Origin of the sequence: Shewanella baltica (genome assembly GCF_900456975.1) — a bacterium.
Taxonomy (GTDB): Bacteria; Pseudomonadota; Gammaproteobacteria; order Enterobacterales; family Shewanellaceae; genus Shewanella; species Shewanella baltica.
The window spans coordinates 4568534-4594577 of the sequence record NZ_UGYM01000002.1 but is presented as its reverse complement, the minus strand read 5'-3'; the positions used below and the strand labels follow the sequence as shown (position 1 = coordinate 4594577).

Annotated in this window: 25 protein-coding genes; 14 read left to right on the top strand and 11 right to left on the bottom strand. The window is 47.1% G+C overall.

Features of this window, described 5'->3' with window-relative positions:
• The first annotated feature begins 2 nt into the window (after positions 1-2).
• The 3 genes from ftsE to rpoH all read left to right on the top strand — a co-directional run bounded on the left by ftsE (position 3) and on the right by rpoH (position 2759).
• Entirely contained in the window at positions 3-716 is a 714-nt protein-coding gene (gene ftsE / locus DYH48_RS20555; protein ID WP_006079632.1) for a cell division ATP-binding protein FtsE, read from the top strand.
• The gene (gene ftsX / locus DYH48_RS20550; RefSeq protein WP_012090538.1) at positions 713-1678 is read left to right on the top strand and encodes a permease-like cell division protein FtsX; all 966 of its coding nucleotides are present in this window, start codon (positions 713-715) and stop codon (positions 1676-1678) included. The genes ftsE and ftsX overlap by 4 nt, the downstream gene beginning before the upstream one ends.
• Positions 1679-1901: 223 nt before the next feature.
• A complete protein-coding gene (gene rpoH, locus DYH48_RS20545; protein ID WP_006079635.1) occupies positions 1902-2759 on the top strand; it encodes an RNA polymerase sigma factor RpoH in 858 nt (285 codons plus the stop codon).
• 92 nt (positions 2760-2851) lie between these two features.
• On the opposite strand, the gene menE is transcribed toward rpoH, so the two are convergent.
• From menE to DYH48_RS20520, 5 genes are all read right to left on the bottom strand, one after another.
• Positions 2852-4264, bottom strand: coding sequence for an o-succinylbenzoate--CoA ligase (gene menE, locus DYH48_RS20540; RefSeq protein ID WP_115335785.1), 1413 nt, complete (start codon positions 4262-4264; stop codon positions 2852-2854).
• A gap of 1 nt (position 4265) precedes the next feature.
• Entirely contained in the window at positions 4266-5366 is a 1101-nt protein-coding gene (menC, locus tag DYH48_RS20535; RefSeq protein ID WP_115335784.1) for an o-succinylbenzoate synthase, read from the bottom strand.
• Between the two features lie 27 nt (positions 5367-5393).
• Positions 5394-6188 (bottom strand): 2-succinyl-6-hydroxy-2,4-cyclohexadiene-1-carboxylate synthase, encoded by a 795-nt coding sequence (gene menH, locus DYH48_RS20530; RefSeq protein ID WP_115335783.1) that lies wholly within the window; start codon positions 6186-6188, stop codon positions 5394-5396.
• Entirely contained in the window at positions 6188-7909 is a 1722-nt protein-coding gene (gene menD / locus DYH48_RS20525; protein ID WP_115335782.1) for a 2-succinyl-5-enolpyruvyl-6-hydroxy-3-cyclohexene-1-carboxylic-acid synthase, read from the bottom strand. Before menD ends, menH begins: the two co-directional genes overlap by 1 nt.
• A gap of 181 nt (positions 7910-8090) precedes the next feature.
• The gene (locus DYH48_RS20520) at positions 8091-9059 is read right to left on the bottom strand and encodes a LysR family transcriptional regulator (RefSeq protein WP_006084593.1); all 969 of its coding nucleotides are present in this window, start codon (positions 9057-9059) and stop codon (positions 8091-8093) included.
• Positions 9060-9468: 409 nt separating this feature from the next.
• Here DYH48_RS20520 and DYH48_RS20515 point away from each other — a divergent pair, with 409 nt between their 5' ends.
• The 4 genes from DYH48_RS20515 (at position 9469) to nrfD (ending at position 12118) form a co-directional block, all read left to right on the top strand.
• Complete coding sequence (locus tag DYH48_RS20515) at positions 9469-9945, top strand: DUF2726 domain-containing protein (RefSeq protein WP_006079641.1); 477 nt, start codon at positions 9469-9471, stop codon at positions 9943-9945.
• A gap of 77 nt (positions 9946-10022) precedes the next feature.
• On the top strand, positions 10023-10484 hold the full coding sequence (locus DYH48_RS20510; protein ID WP_012586446.1) for a nitrite reductase: 462 nt from the start codon (positions 10023-10025) through the stop codon (positions 10482-10484).
• Between the two features lie 9 nt (positions 10485-10493).
• On the top strand, positions 10494-11180 hold the full coding sequence (locus DYH48_RS20505; protein WP_115335781.1) for a 4Fe-4S dicluster domain-containing protein: 687 nt from the start codon (positions 10494-10496) through the stop codon (positions 11178-11180).
• Positions 11177-12118 (top strand): cytochrome c nitrite reductase subunit NrfD, encoded by a 942-nt coding sequence (nrfD, locus tag DYH48_RS20500; protein ID WP_115335780.1) that lies wholly within the window; start codon positions 11177-11179, stop codon positions 12116-12118. Before DYH48_RS20505 ends, nrfD begins: the two co-directional genes overlap by 4 nt.
• A gap of 278 nt (positions 12119-12396) precedes the next feature.
• On the opposite strand, the gene DYH48_RS20495 is transcribed toward nrfD, so the two are convergent.
• The gene (locus DYH48_RS20495; protein WP_006079646.1) at positions 12397-12828 is read right to left on the bottom strand and encodes an Lrp/AsnC family transcriptional regulator; all 432 of its coding nucleotides are present in this window, start codon (positions 12826-12828) and stop codon (positions 12397-12399) included.
• A 251-nt stretch (positions 12829-13079) separates the two neighbouring features.
• Between DYH48_RS20495 and yjeH the strand changes: the two genes are divergently transcribed.
• A complete protein-coding gene (yjeH, locus tag DYH48_RS20490) occupies positions 13080-14342 on the top strand; it encodes an L-methionine/branched-chain amino acid transporter (protein WP_006079647.1) in 1263 nt (420 codons plus the stop codon).
• Between the two features lie 90 nt (positions 14343-14432).
• Here the strand turns inward: yjeH and DYH48_RS20485 are convergent, their stop codons facing one another.
• The gene (locus DYH48_RS20485; RefSeq protein ID WP_115335779.1) at positions 14433-15044 is read right to left on the bottom strand and encodes an energy transducer TonB; all 612 of its coding nucleotides are present in this window, start codon (positions 15042-15044) and stop codon (positions 14433-14435) included.
• Positions 15045-15384: 340 nt separating this feature from the next.
• On the opposite strand from DYH48_RS20485, the gene DYH48_RS20480 reads away from it, so the two are divergent.
• Positions 15385-16209: an HDOD domain-containing protein gene (locus tag DYH48_RS20480; protein WP_115335778.1), complete on the top strand. Its 825-nt coding sequence runs from the start codon at positions 15385-15387 to the stop codon at positions 16207-16209.
• Positions 16210-16494: 285 nt separating this feature from the next.
• Here the strand turns inward: DYH48_RS20480 and DYH48_RS20475 are convergent, their stop codons facing one another.
• Positions 16495-16968, bottom strand: a complete 474-nt coding sequence (locus tag DYH48_RS20475; RefSeq protein ID WP_011845463.1) for a tellurite resistance TerB family protein — start codon at positions 16966-16968, stop codon at positions 16495-16497.
• A 101-nt stretch (positions 16969-17069) separates the two neighbouring features.
• Positions 17070-17600, bottom strand: a complete 531-nt coding sequence (locus DYH48_RS20470) for a DUF2780 domain-containing protein (RefSeq protein ID WP_006084587.1) — start codon at positions 17598-17600, stop codon at positions 17070-17072.
• 189 nt (positions 17601-17789) lie between these two features.
• Between DYH48_RS20470 and DYH48_RS20465 the strand changes: the two genes are divergently transcribed.
• Together DYH48_RS20465 and DYH48_RS20460 are read left to right on the top strand one after the other, a co-directional pair.
• On the top strand, positions 17790-18497 hold the full coding sequence (locus tag DYH48_RS20465) for a hypothetical protein (protein ID WP_006084586.1): 708 nt from the start codon (positions 17790-17792) through the stop codon (positions 18495-18497).
• A 33-nt stretch (positions 18498-18530) separates the two neighbouring features.
• A complete protein-coding gene (locus DYH48_RS20460) occupies positions 18531-20006 on the top strand; it encodes a DUF4145 domain-containing protein (protein ID WP_115335777.1) in 1476 nt (491 codons plus the stop codon).
• Positions 20007-20091: 85 nt separating this feature from the next.
• On the opposite strand, the gene DYH48_RS20455 is transcribed toward DYH48_RS20460, so the two are convergent.
• Positions 20092-20439, bottom strand: a complete 348-nt coding sequence (locus DYH48_RS20455) for a hypothetical protein (RefSeq protein WP_115335776.1) — start codon at positions 20437-20439, stop codon at positions 20092-20094.
• A 374-nt stretch (positions 20440-20813) separates the two neighbouring features.
• Here DYH48_RS20455 and DYH48_RS20450 point away from each other — a divergent pair, with 374 nt between their 5' ends.
• Entirely contained in the window at positions 20814-22685 is a 1872-nt protein-coding gene (locus DYH48_RS20450; protein ID WP_115335775.1) for a methyl-accepting chemotaxis protein, read from the top strand.
• An 89-nt stretch (positions 22686-22774) separates the two neighbouring features.
• Here the strand turns inward: DYH48_RS20450 and DYH48_RS20445 are convergent, their stop codons facing one another.
• Entirely contained in the window at positions 22775-23746 is a 972-nt protein-coding gene (locus DYH48_RS20445) for a LysR substrate-binding domain-containing protein (protein ID WP_115335774.1), read from the bottom strand.
• 113 nt (positions 23747-23859) lie between these two features.
• Here DYH48_RS20445 and DYH48_RS20440 point away from each other — a divergent pair, with 113 nt between their 5' ends.
• Positions 23860-25068 carry a multidrug effflux MFS transporter gene (locus DYH48_RS20440; protein ID WP_006079661.1) on the top strand — a complete coding sequence of 403 codons (1209 nt, stop codon included), beginning with the start codon at positions 23860-23862 and terminating at the stop codon, positions 25066-25068.
• A 157-nt stretch (positions 25069-25225) separates the two neighbouring features.
• Positions 25226-25849, top strand: a complete 624-nt coding sequence (locus DYH48_RS20435; RefSeq protein ID WP_115335773.1) for a tRNA-uridine aminocarboxypropyltransferase — start codon at positions 25226-25228, stop codon at positions 25847-25849.
• Positions 25850-26044 lie beyond the last annotated feature (195 nt).

The window sequence follows — 26044 nt, the reverse complement described above, 5'->3', positions numbered from 1 at the left end:
TTATGATTGATTTTCAGCAGGTCAGTAAGATTTATCCTGGCGGCCAAATGGCGCTGGAAGATGTGAATTTTCATCTTCAACAAGGTGAAATGGCATTTTTAACCGGCCACTCGGGTGCGGGTAAAAGTACGCTGTTGAAATTAATCACGGTTATCGAGCGGGCGACGACCGGTCGTGTCGCCATCAATGGCCACGACATCGCCAAAGTTAGCCCTAAACATGTGCCTTATTTGCGTCGGAATATCGGCATGATTTTCCAAAACCATCACCTATTGATGGACAGAAGCGTGTTCGACAATGTGGCCTTGCCGCTGGTGATTGAAGGTTTCTCTCACGGTGAAATCCGTAAGCGAGTGGCCGGCGCCCTCGACATGGTGGGTTTATATGGCAAAGAACGCCATAACCCGATTATGTTGTCTGGCGGTGAACAGCAACGCGTCGGCATTGCCCGCGCAATTGTGAACAAGCCGCCCTTACTGCTCGCCGATGAACCAACGGGTAACTTAGATCCTAAATTATCGATGGATATTTTGCGTCTGTTTGAAACCTTCAACGATGCAGGAACCAGCGTGTTAATCGCTACTCATGATTTAGGCTTAATCGCGCGGATGAAATATCGCACTTTCACCCTCAAACAGGGTCGTATGTTGGGCGCACAGGAGTTGCATCCTAGCGTGCATACGCGTGCGCCGACGAATAGAGGTGAAGGGCAATGAGCGACAGCGCTAAATTAACCCGCAGTAAGTTACCTCTGTCTGGGCGGATTGTGATGTTCTTTATTCGCCACGTTCAGCAAGCGATGGCGAGTATGGGAGAACTCTGGCGCAACCCAGTGTCTTCCGTGATGACAATGGCAGTATTGGGTGTGAGCCTGAGTTTGCCTGCGGCATTGCAAGTGTTAGTTAAAAACGCTGAGACCATTACCAGCTCGTGGAACAGCGCTGCGGAGATCTCTTTGTTTATCGAAGACAATCGTAGCGATCAAACCATTCAGAGCCTGCTGACGCGGATTCGGACTTATTCCGAAGTGGATAAAGTGCAGTACATAGATAAAAACCAAGCTCTAGAAGAGTTTCAACGTCTGTCTGGTTTTGGCGAGGCCTTGGCCTATTTAGATAAAAACCCTCTGCCAGCGGTCATTACCGTCACACCGACACCGCGTTATTCAACGCCAGTGGGCGCCCGTGAACTCTTGACTAAGCTAGAGCGCGAGCCTGAGATTAGCTTTGGCCGTTTAGATATCGAATGGCTAGAGCGGTTACAGGCGGTAGTGCGTCTTCTTGAACGCACTGTGATGGCGATTGCCGCATTACTCGTGCTGGCTGTGGTCTTAGTGATAGGCAATACGATTCGCTTAGCGATTATGAATCGACGCAGCGAAATCGAAGTGATGAAGCTTGTTGGGGCAACCGAAGCCTTTATTCAGCGTCCATTCCTCTACACTGGGATTTGGTACGGGGTGATTGGCGGCATATTGGCTTGGCTGATCATTAACTTATTAGTGTGGTATCTCGATTCGGCTCTTGCCGAGCTGTTGGGCTTATATGGCAGTCAGCTCGAGATGAAATCGCTCACTTTTACTGAACTGCTGCAATTGGTTGGACTGGCGTCATTTTTAGGTTGGTTAGGTTCGTATTTGTCTGTACGCCAGCATTTACGGTCGATTGAACCTTCATAATAATCAGTCGATTAAACTAAAAAAAGTGATGAAAAAAATGCTGAGGAATGAACTTTTGTTCACTTGCAATGTCTACTTCAGCGAGGTAAAAAGGGTATCGCAAACGAGCTGAGGTTGACATACTCTGTCAATTAGCCGATAGTTCGTGAGCTTATTCTTAGGGTATTTTGTTATTGAACCTTAGAATGCACTCGTAAGTAGTCTGATAAATGTAGGAGAGCGAATGACCTTTCAAACGCAATCAATGGCACTGACAGTCCCACAGGGCGCCAGTAGTCTAGAAGCTTATATCCATTCAGTGACTAGCATCAGCATGCTGGACGCTGAGGCTGAGTATGAGTTGGCCAAGCGTTTACAGGAAACTGGTGATCTACAAGCTGCGAAGCAACTGATTATGTCGCACTTACGTTTTGTAGTGCACGTTGCAAAGGGCTATTCAGGCTATGGTTTGCCACAGGCAGACCTGATCCAAGAAGGCAACATAGGCTTGATGAAAGCGGTTAAACGCTTCGATCCCGATGTTGGCGTGCGTCTAGTGTCTTTTGCTGTGCACTGGATCAAAGCTGAAATTCATGAATATGTGCTGAAAAACTGGCGCATTGTTAAAGTCGCGACCACTAAAGCGCAACGTAAGTTGTTCTTTAACATCCGTAAAGCGAAAAAACGCTTAGGTTGGTTCAGCGATGCAGAAGTCACTATGGTGGCTGAAAATTTAGGTGTGTCTAAGGCCGATGTGACCGAAATGGAATCACGTATGGCTGCGCAAGATCCGGCATTTGATTTAACCAATGATCAAGACGAGGAGCATGATTTTGCCCCAGTCCATTATTTGGAAGATCATTCATCGGATTTAGCGGAAAACATTGAAAACGATAACTGGGAATCGAATGCCCAAGGTCGTTTATTATCGGCCATCAAAACCTTAGACGAACGCAGCCAGCATATTCTGCGCGCCCGTTGGTTAGATGACGATAAAACCACACTGCAAGAACTTGCAGAGACTTATCAAGTGTCGGCTGAACGTATTCGCCAACTTGAGAAAAATGCCATGAACAAGCTGAAAGCTTGCATGGAAGCCTAAGTCGCATCACGTTTAAGGTGACAGTGATTTAGCCATAAAAAAACCTGCTACGGCAGGTTTTTTTATGGGTGAAATTTGGCTTGATGACGTTGTCAGTGTTTAACAAGATTAGCTATCAAGGCTTTTCTATTTACTTTCAGCCCTGTCTGCTCATGATTTTCTGGCCATACATAATATTGTCTTGGGCGTTTGAAGCGGGCGATTTTTTCGGCGAGGAACAATTCGAGTTCATTGGCAATCGACTCTGTGTGATGAGTTAAACTGCCGCGAAGGATAGCGGCGGGGAGATTGCTAAATTGTGCATCGGGGATGGCGAAAACGATAGCATCATCTATTTGTGGGTGCTGTTTAAGCGCGGCTTCGATTTCTTCTGGTTGGATATTTTCGCCGCCACAAATGAACATGTTATCGACGCGACCAAGGATGTGTAGATTGCCATTTTCGTCCCATTCGCCCCTGTCTTTGGTGTAAAACCAGCCTTCTTGATCCACGCCAGCTTGTATTCCCTCTGGGGTGAGGTAGCCGATAAACAGGCATTCGCCGCGCACCCAAATCACACTGTCTTCGATTTTAAGCTCACGCTTGGGGAGTAATTTGCCACTGCTGCCGTCGCTTAATGCGGGACCTGTGGTGATCTGCGAGCCCATTTCTGTCATGCCGTAACTCGTGTAACTGGCGATATTGCGTTGCTTAAGCTGCGCGAGTAAGTCTAGCGAGACTGCGCCGCCGCCAAGTACTAAGGCTTTGATACTTTTAAGTTTGCTGCTTGTGTCGGCTAATAACTTGCTCAGTTGTGCTGGCACCAAAGAGAGGTGGGTCAGCTTATCTTGGTCAATTTGCTGACTAAGACTTAGCGCTTGGTCTGGCATAACAACAGTGGCACCGACTAAGGCACAGCGGTTTAATATCGCTAGACCACCGATGTGGAATAATGGCAAGGAGAGCAGCCAAGCATCATCTTGTTTGAGCGCGATTAAGCTGCGAGCGCCTTCGGCATTGGCAATATGGTTGGCTAAGCAATGGACCGCCGCTTTTGGAAAACCGCTAGAACCCGACGTTAAAATCACATTGGCAGGGCGGGTAATATCGACAGGCTGAGCTGACTCTTTGCTGAGGCGATTAAAATCTAAGGCTAGTTGGCTGCAATTTTGCAGATCAGAAATCTCAGCCCGCCACACATAGCGGATCTGATGTTCATCGATTAAACCTTGGATCTGCGCGAGAGGAAAACGAGGTGAGATAGGAAAAAAGATCGCCCCGATATCGATGCAGGCCCAATAGAGGCAAATCATCTGGAGATTATTCACTGCAATACAGGCGAGTGGCTCATCCTCTGCGATGCCTGCAGCTCTTAGCTGCTGACCCAGTGCGATAACGCGCTGGCTAAGCTCAGAGTAACGAATGTTTTGTCCAGCTAACTTGATAGCCGTCTGCTGTGGAAACGCCAACGCGGCTTGGTGCACGGGTGGCAGTGCTAGCAACTTCGATAGGCGTTTGTCAGACAAACTAGTTTTCCTCACGCTTGGCTGCACCCAAATCACTTTGCTGCGTTGAATCAATGGCGTGTTGTGCAATGAGTTCAAGTTGGGCGAGTGTGAGGCAGTGTTTTTTACCCGATGACACGATTAAATCTTGGCTAAAGGCGCTGAGGGTATCGAGTCCTGGGATTTCATCGGGAGTGAGAATCGCGGCTAAATGGGCGAGATCGCTAATGCCTAAACTGCTTTCAAGACTCGAACTGATAATGCAACGCACGCCATAGCTTTGCGCCGTATCGATTAAATGGGCTAGCTTTTCAATACTGCCGAGCAGCATAGGTTTGATGACGAGCGCAGTCAGGCCATTTTGCATTACAAACTGATAATCGGGATCGTTAAGCGATTCATCGAGGGCGTAGGGCATACCAATCGCTTGATAAAATTCCAGATTATCCTGTGGATTCTGGCAAGGCTCTTCTATGTATTCGATGGTGTCTAGGGGCAGACAAGCGGCAAATTCGATGGCTTGTTCTAGTGTAAAACCACGGTTCGCGTCTAAACGCAATTTGAGATCGGGGCGGGTACGTAAAATGCCATAAATCAGGCTCAGTTCATCTTCGATCGAAGTCTGCGCGACTTTAACTTTCACCGAGTGAACATGCATGCCGAGCGCCGCAATCTTGTTATCGAGCAAGTCATTGCCCGCATCCGTTGGATGATAAATCAAAGGGACGGTGGCAGTTTGTGGACGAATGGCATCGAGTTTGCCCATTAACTTGGCATGCAACAGACTTAAACCGAAGGCCAAGGAAGGGTAAGGGCTTTGCTCGGCGTAATCCAGCAGGGTATCGATATGCTGACCGCCGAGCCGGGGTAATAACTCGGTTAACGCCGTTTGCACTTGAGCCAGTGTTTCGCGGCTAAATCCCACTAAGACTTGTTCATCGACATCTATGCCAGAGAGTGGGGCGATTTCAACTTCGACTTGTCTGTATTCGCCACCAACATTCGCGTTGGCGCAGGCTTGCAATACTAATCCAGCCCTGCGGTCGATGCGTTGCTTGCCTACGGGCAATAATACATCGAGCGGTAGTCGATATTGATACAGGTTAAGCGAAGTTAAGATCATATATTTCCTACATTTTAATTCTGTTATTTACCCAAGCAGCTTAACTATTTTTGTGATTAATGCCTCGGGAGCTGCTTGGTGTATGTTGTGTCCGGCGTCGCTAATACTGTGGACGAGAATAGGTGCGTGTAATTGCCACTCTTGGGCGAGGGCGTGAAACTTGGCATCTTGGCTGCCCGCAAAGAAATGGCATTCACAGGCAAGCTGCGAAGGCACATCCCACATCGATGCTTGGCGCGCAAGTGAAGTGGCTAAGAATACCTCTTTAAGCAGCTGTTTAGGATGCAGATCTAAGACGGCAGATCTCTGCTCAATTAAGGCTTTACGTTTGGCCGCAGTCATGTCGGCAAACACGGGCTGCTGATACCACAAGTTTAAAAAATCTTTGCTAGCCAGATGCAATAAACGCTCGGCCCACTGGGTATCATTCTTGGTTCTGGCCGTTTTTTCTTGCGGGTCTGCGAGCCCTGGGTGGCAGGATTCGAGGTTCAGACTTAACAAGCGCTGCGGATAGGCTTTTGCAAGGTGCAAGGCAATACGCCCGCCTAAGGAATAACCGTAGAGATGAAACGGTTCGGGACTTGGATTAAGGCTATCGAGCCGCGTCATTATGTTTTCGACGCAAAAGTCGAAATCGAGCTTAGCCTCAGTCGGCCCTTCAGCTTGATTATCTCCATGGCCAGGCAGATCCAAACAAATACAATGGAAGTGCTGGCTTAGCGCAGGCATTAACGGCAACCAGTCCGCCTTAGTACCCAAAAAGCCATGCAGTAGCACTAAGGTCGGTAGTGAAGGATCGCCGTAACGGGCCATGGTTGGCATTAGCTTTGTTTCACCCAAAGGTTGAGCGCGGCGATTTGGTCGCTGGCTTGGTTTTGGCTCACATTGACTTCAATGATCGAAGCCCCCTGAAAATCCAGTGCTTCATTATAACTATCTTGAAAATCGGCTAAATTATCCACTTGATTATAGGGCAAATTAAACATGGCTGCGGCGTAGCCAAATTCTAAGCCGTGGCTGAGTCGATAATAATCACTGCGGACTTGTTCATTGGGAACCGGCAATAAGTTAAAGATATTGCCACCATCGTTATTGAGGATCACGATCACCAGCGGGCTGGTTAAGCCTTTGGCGATGGCCAGCGAGTTAAGATCGTGCAGTTGTGATAAATCACCGATGATCAAACTGGTGGGCTTGCCTTCGTGGGCCGCAATGCCGCAAGCGGTGGCGAGCAAGCCGTCAATACCAGAGGCGCCACGGTTGGTATAAGTGGTCGCTGTGCAGCAACTAACTGGGGCGTACATGTCATACAAGCGTACAGGCAGGCTGTTGCCGATAAAAAGCTGCTGTTCTAAGGGGCGAGTGTTAGCGATGGCGCGTATCACTTGCGCTTCACCAAATTCCCCTTGATCGATGTTGCGCACAAATAAGTTATGCAATTCATCGTTATAGGTGATTAAGGTATTCGCCCAGTTCGCTGAGGATGAACGATACCAGTTCAAGGCCGCAAACTGCTCTGCATTGGCATGCCAAATGTGCTTCGCATTGTGGCTCGGATCTAGCCTGTCTTGCTCGGGTAACACCTGCCAGTAGCTGTGCCAATTCTGCTCAGCAAGATAACCTATCACCCGTTTTGACAATAAACGGCCGCCGAACACGAGTACGCGATCCGCTTCCTGTAATAGATTGCGCGCCTTTGGATGTTGTAGCAGTTGGTCGATATTGCCTATTGCCGCGGGATGTTGGCGCAGTTGCGACTGGGCATCGGTAAGCAAAGGCCAGCCAATTTTTTGCGATAACGCGATAAGCTGCTGTGGATCTTGCTCGGGCGTGAGTGTACCGACAACGATCACGCCTTTACCGTGGACGAACCGCATGATGGCATCGTCACTGGGGCTGCTCAATTGTTTGCACTTGCCGTATTGGGTATACGGGCGGGCGAGTTGCAGCCAAGTTTGCAGTGGTTTGAGGTAAGGCGATTCGGCATCGAGAATCACGCCACTGAGTTCACTCGGATACAAGGGCTCGCGATACATGCAGTTGATGTGCACTGGACGAGTTTGATTCGCCACCGCTTCATCCACTGTGGTGAGCAAGGCCTGCGGTGCGATATGCGTATCTGGCGTTGGCAGATTCACTTGGGTAGCGTAATTCGCAAAAATCCCCGGTTGGACTATGGCTTGATTGGCGCCGCAGCCGAGTAATTCGGGTGGACGATCGCCGCTTAAGACGATCAAAGGCACGTGGGTTAGCCAAGCTTCAACAATCGCAGGATACAAGTTAGCGACGGCGGTGCCCGAGGTGGTGATGATAGCGACCGGTGCGCGGCTGGCTTTTGCCAGACCTAAGGCCATAAAGCCGAGTCCACGTTCGTCAAAATGCAGGTGACGCTGGAGTTTAGTTTGCTGGGCGGCGGCGAGGGTTAACGGCGTCGAGCGCGAGCCCGGTGCCATACACACATGTTGCACGCCAAGACGTGCCAACTCCTCAAGAATAAGGGCTCCCCAAATAAGATTAAGAGTGGCTGTATTTTCGGTCCGCATAGCTGAATCTATTAGGATAAAGATGGGCTTAGTGTAACGTGTTTATGCCCCAAGATGTATGCTTGGCTTAACAATTCTCGGCGGGTTTGTATGGGGGCTGAGGTGGAGCCTAAGCTAAGGCAAGGGATGCCTATCACCTCTGTACAGTGGCTAGTCTATGGGTTGTGTAAGCTGCTTTGGGCTAAATAATATGGTCAACAATCTTTTTAATCTGTCCACTTAGCCACACTAAATCATCATTCACTTTGCTTGGCTGATTTTTTTGCACTAAGAAAATGGTTGGCGCTTCGGCATGAGCATATAAACGTTCGGCTTCGAGTTGCGATAGCTGGCATGTGTGCAGTTCAGCCACATCACTTACCATCTCGTAAACCACGCGGTAGGGCAATAACGACAGTGCCTGACTCTCTCCTAGGTATTCAAACAAACTTGAAATACTGGTAATAGTAATTTCAGTATTGAGTTTAATGTTGCTCTTCAGACAAAACTCTTGGTAAGGACTGAGCTTAGAACTGGGATTACCAAGGTCGGTATTCACATAGGGATATTCTGCAATCGTCTCTAAAGTGATTTCCCGTTTGAAAATAGGATGATTACGGCTCGCAAGAAGGTAAACCTTATCCATGCTTTGCAAAGTGGTCGTCAGGAGTTTATCGCCAAAGGCGGCCACATCAGCCGTGCTTTTATTGCAGCAAATGCCCAGCGTAGTATCACCGTTAATAATGTCTTGGGTCGTATGCATAGACCAAGGGGTGATATTAATGTGCATCAGCTTCTGTTCATCTTTAATGGCCTGCATTAACGCTTTCGGAAAAGCGTAAGCAATCAAGCCGGGAGCAGCAATCTCGATATGCGTTTTCACTAAGTTAGCATTTGCGGCTCTGGCCTTATGAAACTTATCAGTACATTCAATGGCTTCTTTCGCGATTGGATATAAATGGGTCGCAAACTCATTGGGGAATAGTCCGTATTTACGACGAATGAAAAGTTCATCACCAAAAATTTCCCGTAGATTTTTAAGGCTACGACTAATTTTAGGAGCCGGAATATCAAGAGCCTTAGATACGTATGTTGCAGACTTGTTCTCATATAATGAAACGAGTATTTTCAAACTCAGAATATCTAGGCCATCCATGTTACTAATGTGCATTTTTTATATCCCTTTTATCGAGCAAATACTTTAAAGAACGATTAATTATGGCGTCATTAAATAAATTTAATGTGAAACATATCTCAACTTCAAAACTATAATATCGCAGTCTGCTAGTGTCGTTTTTAGATTTAATATTTTTTATATTTCAAAATGTGATAAAGATAAATTTGGAATTTTAAAAGGTGAAATTCATTTAATTGAATTTCACATTGGCGATTATCAATTATCTATTTTTACATTCAAGATTTGCGCTAAATGGTAATGAGATCGAATTCTTAACTTATTGTTTATTATTAAATTGCCATTGTTAAATGTGATCGTGTTCAAAAAAAATAAAACGCTTCACGTTAATACTAAAGTTGCGTTAAAAGAGATAACAAAAAATAAATAGGTTATTGGAGGCGTTATGAATACTTCAGTCATTCTCAGCTATGCGTTTATGTATTTCGTGCTGTTTGTAGCAGTGCCATTTGTTTTTGTCATGTTCGTCATGACCTGCATTAAGTTTTTTAAAGCAGGCCCCGATGAGGCAGAACATCATGAAATGAAACTTAAACCAGTACTGTTCGATAAACAAAGTTTTAACTTTTTTAAATCGTTAAAAACCGTAGTGGAAGGCAAATACGATGTTTGCTGTAATGTCCCGCTAGACACCGTATTTGAAATGGACCAGCATGACGCTGATTTAAATCACGAGTGCCGACTAGACTATGTGTTAATAGATCATGACTCATCTGAAGTGAAAATGGTGATCAGTGATTTTGGCAAAGAACACAACTCGCCAATGAAAAAGCTGTTTAGTAAGTTCAATATCAACTTTATTGAAATGAACCAACATAAACAGTGGGATACACAGAGCCTAAAGCAAGCGTTAGCCGTCTGATCCGACCGTCGGGTTCGGGTAACTCCGAACCCTGACACTCCTCTTCTCCCTTCCCAAAATAAATGTGAGGACTCCCTATGTCCAAAAGACAATGGCTGTGGTCGATTCGCTTGGGTGCAATTGCATTGCTTTTAAGCTTTGGTGCGACAAGTGCCGAGTCGGCCTTTCAAATTAACAGTGACACGACTTGTATGAAGTGCCACAAACGTAACGGTCAAATGTTAGGGCATCACGGCCAAGATGCGATGAAAATGACCTGTTCAACCTGTCATGGTGAAAAAGGCGACCACCCTAAAAAGCCGAATGATATCGTAGTGTTTGGTATGAAAGATGGCTCGGAGCTTGATACTCAGCTCGCCGTTTGTCACAAGTGCCATACACAGCGAAAACTGGGTGAAACCGAATGGACGCATAATGTGCACGCACAAAAAGTGCCCTGTGCCGCCTGTCATAAATTACATAGCCCAACCGAACCTATGGCAGACATGACGCCAAAAGTTCGCAGTGAGCTGTGCCGCAATTGCCATAGTGGCCAGTAGGGGTAGGTTATGGAAAATTCAAAAAGAAGATTTCTAAAAGGCACATGTGCCTTATTTGCTGGCGCTACGGGCGCATCACTGCTCGCCACAGTGAATGCCGCTGAAGGTGCTAAAGCAGAGTCAGATATTAAATATGCGATGATTCATGATGAAACTAAGTGTATTGGTTGCCGCGCATGTGAAGTGGCATGTCGTGAAACCAATCAAGTGCCAGAAGGGGTTTCTCGGGTCAGGATTGAGCAAACTGGACCGTTCGGTGAGTATCCGAATGAGTATTATCACTTTAGCCGTGTTTCTTGCCAGCATTGTGAAGATGCACCTTGTGTCAACGTGTGCCCAACGGGGGCTGCCTTTATTGATAAAGAAACCGGCATAGTGTCAGTCAATGCGTGGAAATGTGTCGGCTGCCAATATTGTATTGCGGCTTGCCCTTACAAAATTCGTTTTATTAATCCAGTCACCCACGCGGCGGATAAGTGTGATTTCTGCCGTGAGACGAATCTTGCGCAAGGTAAACAGCCTGCCTGCGTTGAGGCTTGTCCGACTAAGGCGTTAGTGTTCGGTAATTTAAAAGATCCAACGTCTGAGTTAGTACAAGTGCTGCGCGCTAACCCAACTCAACGCGCGAAAGTCGCCCTCGGAACGCGACCTAAGTTGTTCCGTATCCTGGCAAAATCCGGGGAGGTGATACTATGAGTGCCCTACATTTTGATACCTTAGTCTGGCATTGGCCGATTGCAATTTACCTGTTTTTAGCGGGTGTATCAGCAGGGGCTATGTTCTTTGCCGTACTGTTGAAACATTTTGTTTTGAAGCAAAACGCCTATCAGTCTGGTTTTATACGTGCCGCCTGTATTGTCGCCCCAGTCGCCGTAATGGCGGGCTTAGGCATATTGGTCGCAGATTTAACTAAACCCCTCGATTTCTGGAAGATTTTGGTGTTTTACAATCCTAAATCTGTGATGTCGATGGGTGTACTTATTCTGTTGATTTACCAAGTGTTTATGTTTATGTGGATTGGGTTGATCTTTCGCAAACCTGTCGATGCTTGGTGTGAATCGCGTTTCCCTATCGTCCTTAAACTGACGGCTTTGCTAGCTCGGTTTGAGGCGACGATTACGGGATTACTGGTGATTCTATCCTTAGCATTGGGCGCGTATACCGGCTTCTTGTTATCTGCGTTACCTGGTTATCCCATGCTGAAAAATCCTGTGCTGCCTTTACTGTTCTTGGTATCAGGGCTGTCTTCCGGTGCGGCATCTTCTTTACTCGGTGGCGTGTTGATGAATGGCAAACCGAATGACAAAGAGGTGCACTTTATCCACAAGGTTGAAATTCCACTAATTTTAGTCGAAATCGTGCTGATTTTTACCTTCTTTATGGGCTTAGTACTAACAGGTGGACAGAGTAAAATTGCCGCCTTTAATGCCTTAGGTTATGGCTTCTGGGGCTGGATTTTCTGGGTAGGGATTATCGGACTCGGTTTATCAGGCCCGTTAGCGATGAACCTGTTTATGACCACGACGTCGAAACGCAAATGGGCTTATGTAGCAGGGACGGCTTGCTTGAGCTTAATCGGGGTGTTATTGCTGCGTAACTTCATACTGTACACAGGACAAATGACGATCGCTTAAGGTGCGAACGCTTCATTCAAGACGAACAAGATGATAATAATCAAGGAAATCGACGGATCGCGGAAACAATGTCAAAGGAAAACATTGTAGATGAGGCCCTTGCGGCGCTGGCTGAGCTCTCAAGGGGTAAGTCTAGTCGCGGTTGGTTGTGTAACAGGGAGGTCGCTGGGCAAGGATGCCATATTTTACACTTCAATATTTTGCCCTGCCTCCAAATGGGCCTCGCCACCTCTATTCCTTAGGGTGGCGTTTCTTGCTTTAGGGCCACTCGATTTAAGTTACTCGCCTAAATTATTAATCCACTCACTCATCACTACATGGGTTTTGATCTTGATGATGTCAGTGTGAGTGTCGATATATTCACGGATCTCATGCAGGCGGCGCATTGAGGGTGCATGCACGTACACGAGTAAATCCATATCACCGGAAATACCACGGCAAGTGATCACTTCGGGGATCGCTTGGAATACGTGTACTACGTCGGCGCAACGTGGACATTGATGCTGGATTTCGAAGTAAGCCGACACCCCTTCTTTTTGCGACTCACTCAAGAGCACTTGATAGCCACGGATCACCCCAGTCTGTTCGAGTTTTTTAATCCGCTCGGCTACCGCGCTGCGGGAAAGGTTCACCTGTTCGGCAATATTCGACACGCTCTGGCGTGCATCCTGACGCAAACTATGAATGATGGCGGTATCGAATTTATCCAAGGGTGACTCCAGTGAAAATGGCTATATTGGATCTGTGTGCAATTTTGCCATTGGTTTGAATGGCAACAGAATTTACTGAGTATTTGAGCTTATAATTTCACCACACCTTAAGCTGGCCGTCATTTTGATGGAAATAACGCTATTTGCCGTGATTTTGCCGGTATTGGACGTGGAGAACACTGAAATTAACGGCAGATTGTGGGGCAAAATCTCACTATACTGACAGCTCAAATACCACAGAATATTAACAGATGAATTCAAATAGCGGAACTATAGGTCGTTGGCAAGGTGCGGGTCTAATGGCGACCACTTTGCTCGGTACTGGGGTGTTTATTTTGCCTCAGATGACAATTGAAAAAGCGCAATCTGGCGCGCTAGTCGCATGGATATTGCTCACCTTAGCCATTATTCCTGTGGCGCTGGTCTTTGGTCGTTTAGCGAGTGTATTTCCCCATGCTGCTGGCCCCGCTTACTTTGTCGAAAAAGCCTTTGGTCGCACCGCTGGTCGAACAATTGGACTGATCTTTTTACTTGTTGTGCCCATGGGCGCCCCCGCCGCGATTTTGATGACCTTTCAGTTTGTGAATGCCTTAATGCCGATATCGGGTTGGTCCAAGGTCGGTGTTGAAGTATTAGTGATTTTTGGCCTGTTCCTGATTAATTTAAGGGGCATTCAAGTGTCGGCCAAGCTACAATTTGGCTTAACGCTGTGCATAGTGGCCGTCGTTGTCCTCTTATTTGGCGCAAGCAGTTTTCAGCCCGGTCATCTGACAACACTCGCCAGCCATGGTATGCCTGAAATGCCGACTGTGATGATTGCCGCTGGCATCGCTTTTTGGAGTTTCTTGGGCATAGAAGCGATGACGCATCTGGCCGATGATTTTCGCCGTCCGCAGCAGGATATGATCCCCGCTATGATGATGGGTACTGTGCTGGTGGGCGTCATTTATGTGGCTTGTACACTATTACTACTGTTAGTACCGACGGATAAAAGCGTCGCTATGATCGGCGTGTTTGATCAGTTGCTTGGTGGTTACGGCGCGCAAGTGATTGGCGTGTTGGGGATTGCAAGTGGATTGGCAACCGTGAACGTGTATTCGGCCAGTGCGGCACGTTTAGTGTGGAGCTTTAGTTGTGAAGGCATTTTGCCGCGCTTTTTTGCGGTGAAGAATGCCCACGGCGTACCTATTCGCGCGCTGGCTGCACTGTTATCTGTGATGGCGAGCGTGATAGTGCTGACATATCTTACTGGACAAGAGTTAGAACACCTTATTGCATGGAGCAACGGCGTATTTGTGGTGATCTATTTGATGGCAATGTTAGCGGCCGCTAAGTTATTACCGCGCCATAATTGGCCACTAGTCGCGCTGGGTTGTGCGTTTTGCTTGGCATTAGGTTTTGCCCTAGGTGCGAGCATGTCCTATGTATTGGTGTTGATATTAGTGGTGGCGCCATTTCTGTGGTGGCAAAAGACCCATATCAGCCGCAAACAAGGTTTAGCGATTCCTGAGTAATCCTGAAAAAAGTTCAATCAAAAAGCCCTGAACTCTTTTAATTCGAAAGAGATTGCAGGGCTTTTTTGTGCGTTTTGATTCGTCTGCGGATTAAATCTTTTGATCTAATTTAAAGTCTAACTGCACTTGCTGATTGAGTTGCGCAACGGCTTTGCCTGCATCAAATTTCGGTTTGTACTTCCAATTCTGCACCGCTGATAACGCCGCCTTATCGAAAACACGCTTAGGGTTCGCATCCAATACCCGCACATTACTCACAGTGCCGTCGGCCGTAATATCAAACCCCACAACCACATAACCTTCTTTACCACTTTGCGCCGCATCTATGGGATAACGAGGCGACACTTGCACAACTGGCAGAGCTTCGGCTGTCATCGCAGATTGTGTATAGAGGGTGGTTTGCGTTTGCATTTCGGGCATGAATGTCTCAGAAGTAAAAGTTAACGACTCGCTGGTTTCACCGGGGACACTCACACGCTCCCGCGCAGGAATGGGCTTTGGTGGTTCGGGCTTAGTTTTTTCTTTTGGCGGTATCGGCGTGCGTTCTGCCATCAGTATATTGATTTGCGGCGCATCCGAGGCTTGTCCTGCGACAGTTTGTGGATTGTTGATGAGCTGCGCCATAAAGACGAACAGCCCTAAGGTGATTAAAGCACTAGCTAAGATAAGACCAGTGCGGCTAACGAGTGCGTTTTGGCTCATATTGCTTCCTTACAGTGAGTTAATAGCCTTTTATCAATATCACTCTTTACTGAATTTTTGAAATATTTATTTACAATTTAACCAAAGTTGCTCCTCTAGCTTTAGGGCTTTAATCCCGCTTTCGCTCTGCGTCAGCCTGTGCATAGCTTTATGGATCTCGATGCTGAATATGTTGGAGTGTGACTAATATTGAGCGAAATCGAGGGGTAAACCTTAAGTTTGATGGCCGGTAATAGGTGTCGCAGAAGGACTGCACATTACTGATATTTAATTATATCTCGCGAGCGAGGCGCTAGTTTGTGTTCTATATTTTGATCATTCATACAGAAGGAGCATAAAAATGGATTCAGCTGCGTTACTCAATCGAGTGGATGAATTACCCAGGTTACCCAAGGCGATCAGTGAACTATTAGACGCAGTCAATGATGATAATGCGACAGTAAAAAGTATTGCCACTAAGGTTGCACACGATCCATTAATCAGCGCGAGGGTATTACGCCTTGCCAACTGTGCCCACTATGGACGCAGTCGAGAGGTGGGCACGATCGACGAAGCCGTGGTGCGTCTTGGGATGCAAACCCTGCGTACCTTAGTGCTTGCATCGGCCGTAATTGGCGCGGTTCCTAAGTGTGAAGGAATCGACTTAGCCCAGTTTTGGGGGCAAACCTTTGAGATTGCCCTATACAGCCAAGAAATGGCGAAACGTTGTGGTGCTATGCCTGAAGAAGCATTTACCTGCGGTATCTTGCACCGTATTGGCGACTTACTCATTGCGGCTGTGTCACCTGAAGATGCGGCGAAAATTGCTGAAGCCGTGGCGCAGGGCAAAGATAAGCATGAGTTTGAGCGTGAGTTGCTTGGATATGATTCACCCGATATCGGCGCATTGCTGGCCAAAAATTGGAAATTCACCACAGCGTTGGTGGAAGGTATTTTGTATCAAGATCATCCTAAGGATTCGGACCCATTTTCAAAACTTGCCGCATTATTATGCCTATCTTACAAAGTGTTGGATGAGTGGGATACCATTGAGGATGATGAGAAAACCAGTTGGTTATCCCAGTTAGCCACCAAGAAAGGATTAAGAATGGAGATGGGTGGATTGCGGACTAAGTTGACTGAGTTACGCGGTTCAGGGTTCGAAATCGGTAAAGCCTTAGCTTAGGATTTAATTGAGCATAGTGCTTTATTGTCTGGAGCTTTACTGAGTCGGTTTAACTAATGAGTGGCGTTCAACTGGCTAGTGTTTAACGAACTAAGGCTTAATTGACTAGGATTTAAGTGAGTTGGGTTTAAGTAAATCGCGCGGCAGGACAAATCATTTTTAGTCAAAGACGATATCAATAAGGTCTTAAGACTATAGCGTGAATGTGAAACGAGATAGCGTTTCGCATTCACGCTTTTTTATGCGACGGATTAATCGAATTAGTACTTTGATTCAACCGTTGAATCACTGGGGCGCCTGATCAATATGTCGATTGGCGGCGATGGCAAGATTGCGCATTTGAATTAACTCGCTGTGTTTGAGGTACAGCAAATCAGCGGTGCGACGAATGATTTGGTCTTCATATTGGGATAACTGCCCATCAGCATAGGCCAGTTGCCACATCGCGAGCAATAATTGCTGCTTTTGCGCTAGGCTAAATTCGGCGTTAATGGCTGAGGTAAATTCAAACAGTGAGGTCGCGCTACCTTGCACGCTTTTGGCTTCATCAATCAGTATCTTAGCGTCAGCTTCTGACATTGATAGCGTATCTGTCAGCAACTTAGGCAATAAGGCTTCTTCCTCTGCCGTTAAGGTATCATCGGCAAACACCACTTCAAGTAACATACTCGCCGCGGCGAGTTTAAGTTGATGCGCCTTGTCTTCAGGGGAGACTGCTTGCGTATGTGCTTCAAAGAATCGTCTTAACTTCGCAATCATATTTGGCGGTTCTCATGTTGGAGGGAATATTAAGGTAGAGTCGATTGGGGGGCGAAAGTTCACCCTAAGCACTGTATTGCTTAGGGTGAGATAAAACGGGATTACAGTAGCGAGTTCAGACCTTTCATCAGTAAGTCTGAGGTGCCTTCAGTGCCATTGGTATCCAAGTAAGACTTAGCTATGTTGATCATCGGCATCGCTAGATCTTTAGAAATGCCCAATTTTTCAAAGGCATCTAACACCATCGCACTGCCTTGCAGTGATGAACCTAAATCACCCGCTTTGGATAACAAGCCAGAAACGCCTGATTTTGAGTCCAATTTAGGTGCTGCAGCTAACAAGCTATCGGCATTAGGAATGCTGGCAGCCAGTTTTGAGTAGTCGGTTGTCCCTAGGCTAGATTGCGCTAAGCCTAATAAACTGCCTAAGCCACCTTCGGCTTGAGTTTGGTTTAAACCCAATTGTGACATGACGCTGCCAACTAAATCATTTGACTGAGTTGCTGTCGCCGTTGTGGCCGCTTTTTCAGTTTTGGCTTGAGTTCCGGCCAAGTTATCTAACCATCCTGCACTGGCTGGCGCTGCTAAAATACAAGTGCCGAGGAAGATAGAGAGGGTAAGAGTGTGTTTCATATGGAAGCGTCCTTTGATGGTTTGCGCATGTGTTCGCGGGACAGTTTAGCGGGTTTGCAACTTTTGTTGCAGTAGTTTTCTGTGATTTACGATTCACACTGGTGATTTCTGCTGTGCATTGCTACGGGATTTTCGGTATCCTTAGCGCAATTCTAAGTGTTAATTCATTTCAATTATTTGGAAAGTCGCATGTCACTGTCCGCAATTTTGTCAGAAGCCTATAACTTCTTCCGTAATCATCTGGCGCAACTCGCTATGCTGACGATTCCATTACTTTTGATCCAAGTAGGGATCCAGTTGTGGCTTGGCGTAGAGATGAGTAAAGTCGATCTTGAAAATCCACAGTTTGGCGCACCACACATGGTCGCCATGATGCTGTTACTGCTCACCTTTTCGGTATTAATCGCCGCCCTGACACTGTTTTTAGAACTGCGCTCTCAAGGGCATAGTCCTTCTGCGGGCATGGTGCTGAAGGCAAGTCTACCTTTTGTTCCACCACTATTATTAGCTGGGGTGTTTTCTGGTTTAGCGATTTTAGCGCCAGTGATGCTGTTTGCCGCCTTCGGTCCTTTGTGGCTGGTGGGGTTGGTTATTAGCTTCTATCTCTTCGCCCGTTTGGCCTATGTGAACTTTATGGTCGTGGTTGAGCGTTTAACACCGCTGGAAGCCATCAAGGGCAGTTTTAGCTTTAGTGGTCCTATCGTGCTGAGAACTATTGCACTATTAATGCTCTATCTGCCACTTTCAGTGGTGGGTAATCTGCTGTCAGGTGCTGCCTCTATGGGCGGATTACCGCTGCAAATGCTATCGGATACCTTTATGTCTTTCATTGGCTTATTCGTTAACGTGGCTTTGTTCCGCTTATATATGGTGTCGAAAAAACCAAGCGTCGAATAGTGCAAACTCAATTCAGCCTGCAGGGAATCACTCATGGGGACGAAAACGGTCATTAAGGATAGTGAGTTTATCCAAGATTTTTCGGCCTCCTTGAGTGATGACTACCTCAAGGCAAAAAGCTATGTGCAGGATGTGCCGACTCAGTCGCTACTGCACATTCGCAGTTTTACCCATAAGCTCACCGAGTTACTGGGGCAAGATAAGCACATAGTGTTTTCGAGTCCGAATCTATACGATAGGATCGAGCAACTAAATCAGCAGCGCGTTATCGATGTTAAGACGACTCGCGCGCTGCATCGATTGCGGGCCGACGGTAACCGCGGCGCTCATCCTGAAAAATATCACCTGACTCAAGCGCAATTGCTCGCGCTGGCGCAAAAATCTATTAAAGATGTTTTGGCGCTAGTCGAACACTTGTATCCCAAGGTTAAAGGCCAAGTCGCACCTGATTATCGTTATGAAGCGTCTGATGCCATGACCGCGAAGGATTTATGCTACCGCGCTGTGATGGAAGATGACGCCGAAGCCCAGTATCTAGTGGGAATATCCTTTAAGACCAAGGCCCTGATACTGAAAGAGCAAGAGCAGCAACAAGATCAAGAGTTTGCCACTTCAGCTGAAGCTACTTCTAATCCAGAATCTTCTGGCGTTTCACCTCTTACTTCCCATATCAGCGCCGCTGACAGTTTTGCTCGTGCCGCCTATTGGTTTGCCCTTGCGGCGCCTCGGCATATGGAAGCGTTACATGAGCACGGTGTGGCCTTGATCCACGGTTATCAAGGTGTGCCAGAGGTGGCGAAAGGTGAGCAGCTGATTGCGACGGCGGCCGAGGCTGGGGTAGTCAATGCGATGGCGTTATTGGGATATTTTTATCTTGTCGGCAGTGAGTCGTTTCAACCCGATAGCAAGTTAGCGCAGCAATACTTACAGCGCGCAGCGGAGGGTGAGCAAACGGAAGCGATGGCGAACTTAGGTGTGCTGCATTATCAGCAAAAAAATCTCGCCCAAGCCTATCATTTTATTAGCAAAGCCGCACAAGCGGGTTATCCCCACGCCCAGTATCATTTGGCATTAATGCTCGCCAATGGTGATGGCTGTACTCGAGATATGATTGCCAGCGAGTATTGGATGGCTGAAGCAGCCGAGCAAGGGCAACTCGATGCCATGCTGACGCGGGCACAGCATATGCTCAATGACGATAATACTTTTGGTAGTGATTTGACTCAGGCTGAGGATTATCTGCGCCAAGTGATCAAATATGGTCACAGTGTGCCTGCGATGATCGAGCTGAGTATGGCACTGGCCGACGGTATGTTAGGGCGAATTGATGTTGTGGGAGCCGCTGCTTTGCTGAAGTTGGCGCGACAACATGCTAATAAAAAAGAGGCCGAGATTATCGAGCCTCTTTGGCGTTCTCTTGCATTACAAATTAAAAATGTACTTAAAGTAACTCAAGATCCCGCAGAAATTCATAGCCTTAATCGCGCACAGGCATTACTCGTCATTTGAGTCGAATAACGACACTTCACACCTCGTTTCGCGAACACTAGCTTGCCAGAGCGAACAAAATTTAGTCTCGAACCGTCAACACGCCCTAGTGTTCATCCTCTTTATGCTCAAAAGTCCGCCCTTGATGGCGCGTCGCATTGGATTCCCTAACAATCGTTTCTGAACCATAAACCTGGCTCTGTGGCTCACCTGCAGCATGGGCGTGTTGCTTGGCGTTTGCCTGTGCCTGATTAAATTTAGCTAACTGACGTGCCATGTAAAAACGGCTAAACACGACTAAACAACCGAGCGCAATGGCGCCAAATAAAAGCACGAATGGCAATAAAAATAGCGATAAACAGATAAGGCTAACGCTAATTGCCATGGCTAACCAAGCCCGTGGGCCAGAAATTCGGGTCTGCAGCGGGCTCTGTTGGAACTGTTGATAAATCATAAGAACTCCTCGATAGGCAGTGGACATTTAGTGTGCAATAGCGAGTGCGTCTAGGTCACGTTAATCTTGATTAATTTACTTTATTTTACCTCTGAGACCATTTGGCTGTTACGTATCATCCCGATATGTGATCTCGTGGTCACCTATGTTGTGCATCGAATAACGGTTAGTTAATCATATGTTTTTGCTCGAATCTTTTTGATGTAAATCTGAGCAATTTCTTTGCGAACTGTACAGAGTATGAGAAAATTAAGTTCAGATTAAGCTGCAGTTTTAACTCAGTTTGCCGCTTTATTAAATTAGTTTTAAATGTTCGTTCAACTCGCTCAGACACCCTCTTGTTTCACTGCTTTGTTAATAAATTAGACGCCAACATGAACTCATATTCGCTCAAGCAAAAAATTCTGTTCTCCGTCGTGGTAGCCCTTTCACTCGTGATTGGTTTGTTGTCATGGCAAAGTTATTCCAGCCAAAAGTCTCAGCTGTTAAAAAACAGCCTAGAACAAGTGCAGCGCTTAGGTGAGCAGCAGGCTGAGCGTATTCAAGAATGGTTGGCCGGCCGCCAAGATATTATGGGGGCACTGGCGAGCAAAGTTGAGGGTGATAGCCTAAATACGTTACAACAAGCACAAGCGTCTGGCCGTTTCCAGTTGACCTATTTTGGGAGCCAAGCGGGGCAAATGCTGGATTCTGATCCGAGTGTAGACCGTACTGGTTATGATCCTCGTAGCCGTCCTTGGTATCAACAAGCCATCAGTGCACGCGGTCCTATCTTGACTAAGCCTTACGTAGATGTGGCTTACAACATTCTGGTTGTGACTATGGCGCAGCCTACGACACAAGGTGTTGTGGGTGGTGACTTATCTATCGCGAGTCTAGTTGACGGCGTTAATCGGATGAAGTTACCGGCCAACGGTTATGCCATCATGATGCACAAAGACGGCACGGTTATCGCTTATAAAGATCAAGCGAAGACGATGAAACCTATAGGTGAAATCGACAACGATCTTAATCGCAACTTGCCAGAACAGAGCCATGCAGCGGGTACTCTGCTGCCTATGTATTTTGAAAATGAAGGACGCGACAAGTTAGTTTGGAGCGTTGATATCCCCAATACAGATTGGGAATTAGTGTTAGTGCTTGATAAGGAAACGCTAGAAGCGCCACTGTCGAGCCTGTTACTCACCCAACTGGGTTTATCGGCACTCGTACTGCTGTTGAGTGTGTTAGCGATTTCTTGGTTAGTTGGCATGTTACTGGGTCCTTTGAGCCGAGTTTCGCAGGCACTGGCGCGTATCGCCGATGGTAACGGTGATTTAACTCAGCGTATTTCAGTCGACACTCAAGATGAAGTGGGCGTGCTTGCCGATAGCTTTAACCGTTTTGTTGGTAGTCAACATCAGCTTATCAGCCATATTCGCCAGTTAGCGAATGAGTTAGATGCCGATGCTGAACGTAGTCTGGCCACCACACAAACCTCAGTGACTGAACTACAACGTCAACAACAGGAAGTGGCTATGGTCGCGACCGCAGTCACAGAAATGGCGAGTGCCACCAATGAGATTGCGGCCAATGCTGAAAACACGGCAACGGCGGCTCAACAATCTGCCGCGAGCAGTTTACAGGGTAAAGAGTTAGTCAATAAAACCCGTAACTCGATTAATTCGCTGGCCGATGAAGTGACTCAAGCGACCGATGTCATTGCTGATTTGAGCCGTCACGCTCAATCCATTTCGAGCATCCTGGCGACGATTCAAGGGATTGCAGAACAAACTAACTTGTTGGCGCTTAACGCTGCCATTGAAGCGGCGCGTGCTGGTGAGCAGGGCCGTGGTTTCGCCGTGGTCGCGGATGAAGTGCGCGTGCTATCGCGCCGTACTCAAGATTCGACTCAAGAAGTGCATACTACGATTGAAACACTGCAACGCACAACCGCCAGAGCCGTCAGCTTGATGGAAAGCAGCCAAGCATTAGCGGGTCACAGTGTTGAAGATGCGAATGCGGCGGCGAAAGCCCTTGAAGAAATTACTCAAGCGGTCAACGTGATTTCAGATATGGCAGGCCAAATTGCTACCGCAGCGGAAGAGCAGACTCAAGTGACGGGTGAAATCACCCAAAACACCGTTGCGATTAAAGATGTGACCGATGAGATCACCGCATCGGCCATGGCAGATTTGGCACAGGCGCGTGGATTAAAAGCCCGTGCTAATGATCTTAATGCACAAGTCGCGACCTTTATTCTGTAACCACTATTTGTTTGTAGCGCTTCACTTTGATAAGAGCCCGATAACGCCTTTGCTTTATCGGGCTTTTTTATTGATGGTGATTTGGTGTGTTAAAGCATTTCTGCGGGAGTAAATAACTTAGCCACACTCTGACAAATCGTTTCTCTAATCCATTTATGCCCTTGATCTTCATCATTTCTTTGATGCCATAGCAGCACATAGGCCATGGGCATAAATTCGAAGGGTAAGGGCAGTAGTTTAAGCGGGTAGAGCTGGCAGGCGTGCCTTGCAAAGCTCGAAGGAAGAGTGAAGATTAAATCGCTGTGGGCGCACACACTGGCGGCACCGTAAAAGTCGGGTACTGTCGTACTGATCCGGCGTCGATGGCCGAGATCGGCAAGAAAGTAATCCAGTGCCCACCAATCGCTGCCTTCACAGCGAACCTGTACATGGGCCATGTCGAGGTAGAGTGGTAGATTCCATTGGTCTGAAGTGATCGCCGCCATCAGCGGGTGGTCTTCACGGACTAAACACACTTGTTGATCGGTAAACAGTGCTTGATAGGCAATCCCTTCGGGTAGGCGATCCACCTGAAAATCGGACAATGGATGCAAGTCCCGCCCTGAAATACCAAAGTCAATTTGCCCTTGTTGTAAATCCTGCATCGATTTTTCGGTCCAGACATAGGAGTCAAGTTTGACGTTGGGCGCTGTGGTTAGCATAGGGCCAATAAAATACGGGATTAAGGTTTCATAGGCGCTTTCCACCATGGCAAAGGAGAATTGTCGATTGCTACTGGCGGGATTGAAGGTCGGAGGCTGGGTGAGTTGATATAAGTCTTGCAAAATATTCGGCAGTTTTTGCCCAAGAATTAGGGCGTGCGCCGTCGGTTTTAAGCCGTGGGCCGTGCGCTGAAATAGGGGATCATCTAAGGTTTCTCTGAGCCGATTTAAGCTCTTACTGAGAGCTGACTGGCTTATATGTAATCGGCTGGCGGCGCGAGTCACGCTTTGCTCTTCTAGCAGAACTTTGAGTATGACCAGCAAGTTAAGATCGATTCTGGCTAAGTTGTCGATATTCACAGATATTCCTCAGAGGAAATTTACTTTGGAAATTATACCATTTCTGTTCATACCTTGAGTTAATTAAAATAGCGCCCACTGAAATACCTTTTCCTGATCAACTGAGATTATTTATGCGGCGCAATCTATTACCTATCCTGATGTCTATGGTGCTTCTCAGCCCATTGGCAATCGATATTTACTTACCTTCAATGCCAACTATGGCGGCAGAATTCGCCGTATCTGCCAGTGATGTGCAATCTACGATCGTATTATTTTTATTCGCCATGGGCTTAGGCCAAGTGTTGATCGGGCCATTAGCCGACCGTTATGGCCGCCGTCCTGTGGCAATCTTTGGGGTCTTACTCTACGGTGCGAGCAGCCTTTTAGCCGCTGCGGCTATCGAGTTCCATTGGTTACAGATTGCCCGTTTGCTGCAAGGTTTAGCTGCCTGTTCGACTTCTATCGTGGTGTTTAGCGCGGTGCGTGACTGCTACGATCAAAAAGAAGGCGCTAAGATTTACAGTTACTTAAATGGTGCCATTTGCGTTATTCCTGCATTAGCGCCGACTTTAGGTGGTTTATTGGCAATGCAATTTGGGTGGCGCTCAACCTTCGTTTTCATGACGTTATATGCCATGTTGATGTTGCTCGTTGTCGGTTATCGCTTACCTGAGACTCGACCTGCCAATACGGTTACCACAGGGCCGCTTTACCGTTGGGGTCGATACAAGCCTGTACTGGGTAACACTCACTTTTTGTTTTATGCCTTTGCTTGTATGTCGGCGATGGCGGCGATTTTGTGTTATGTGTCGTATGCGCCTGTGTGGCTGATTGGGCATTTAGGGCTTTCTGAGCTCATGTTCAGTGGTCTATTCGGTTTTAATGCTGTGTTTAATATCGTGGCCTGTTTTACGGCGCCGCTGGTCATTCGTAAACTCGGTAATCGTCCGACAACGATTTTGGCGCTGTCCATACTCGTTCTGTCTGCCGCTATCACTGTGGCGGGTCAGCAATTCGGTCCGAGCACTGGAATGATGGCAGCGTTTGCCTTTATGTTGCCCATGTTGATGTTAGGCGTGGGATTTTCCTTCTTACTTGGCCCTGCGACCAGTATGGCCCTGTCGGCCTTCGGTGAACGAGCTGGAACGGCGGCGGCTATGTTAGGTTTTATTCAGATGAGCGGTGCATCCGTGCTCGCTGGACTCGTACAGCAAACGAATTTAACCGCACCTTATGCAGTGGCCTTAGTGATGGGCGTATTTCCTATTGGTTTATTGTTGATGATGGCGCTGAGTCGATTCGACCACTGGCATCAAGAGCAGTTAGCTGGCGAGCATTAGTTCGCGGCACAGGTTAATTACAAAGTCGTTAATTACAGAGCACACCCTTTACCCACAGTTTGTTTGACCGCGAACTGTGGGTATTTTTTATTGTGCCTAATACCCCTTTATCCTTTGGTATACTCGTAAAATAACTTACTCAAACCGAGGGTAAAGCTTGTCCCGTCACTATTGTGCTATTTGTCGTTATCCCCAGAATGCTTGCCTGTGCGCGAGTGTTCAGCCTATTTCTCCAATGACTCAGTTGGTGGTTTTACAGCACCCGAGTGAAGTCGAGCATAAAAAAAATAGTGTGCGGGTATTGAGTCTTGTTGTTGCTGAAACGCAAGTTTATGTGGGCGAAAGCGAGGCCGACTTCAATGGTTTACGGGAACATTTAACGGCGTGTAATAAGCCGATTTATCTCGTCTATCCCTCTGAGCAAAGTGTGAGTGTTGAACAGCAGCCTATCAATCCAGATTGTGTATTGCTCTTACTCGATGGTACTTGGCGCAAGGCGTTTAAGATGTTGCAGCTGAATCCTTGGTTAACCCAGTATCCTGCGGTGCATTTGGCTGAAGGTTATGAGTCGCGCTACCGGATCCGTAAGTCGAGTCGTAGCGACAGTTTATCGACCTTAGAAGCTTGTGCTTATATGCTAAGCGCCCTTGATCCTCGGCTTGATGTTCAACCCTTAATGACGGCATTTGATGCTATGGTTGAACTGCGGATTAAGGCGATGCCGAGCACTGTGCAGGCTCGTTATCAGAACTCAAACAAACCTAACTGCGAGACTAAGTGAATGTTTTGACATTATTTAGTCTTAGAGGTTTTAGGTCTGAATTAATGCTTTTAAGTTATTGCAGTTTTGATACTGCGTACGAATTAAAATAGTCAAAATCTTATTCAGATCACGCTAACTTAGTGTGAAATACGGTTTAATAACAAGGATTCATTTGCGCAGCAAATGATGAGATAGCTTTGCCAGCCAATTGCT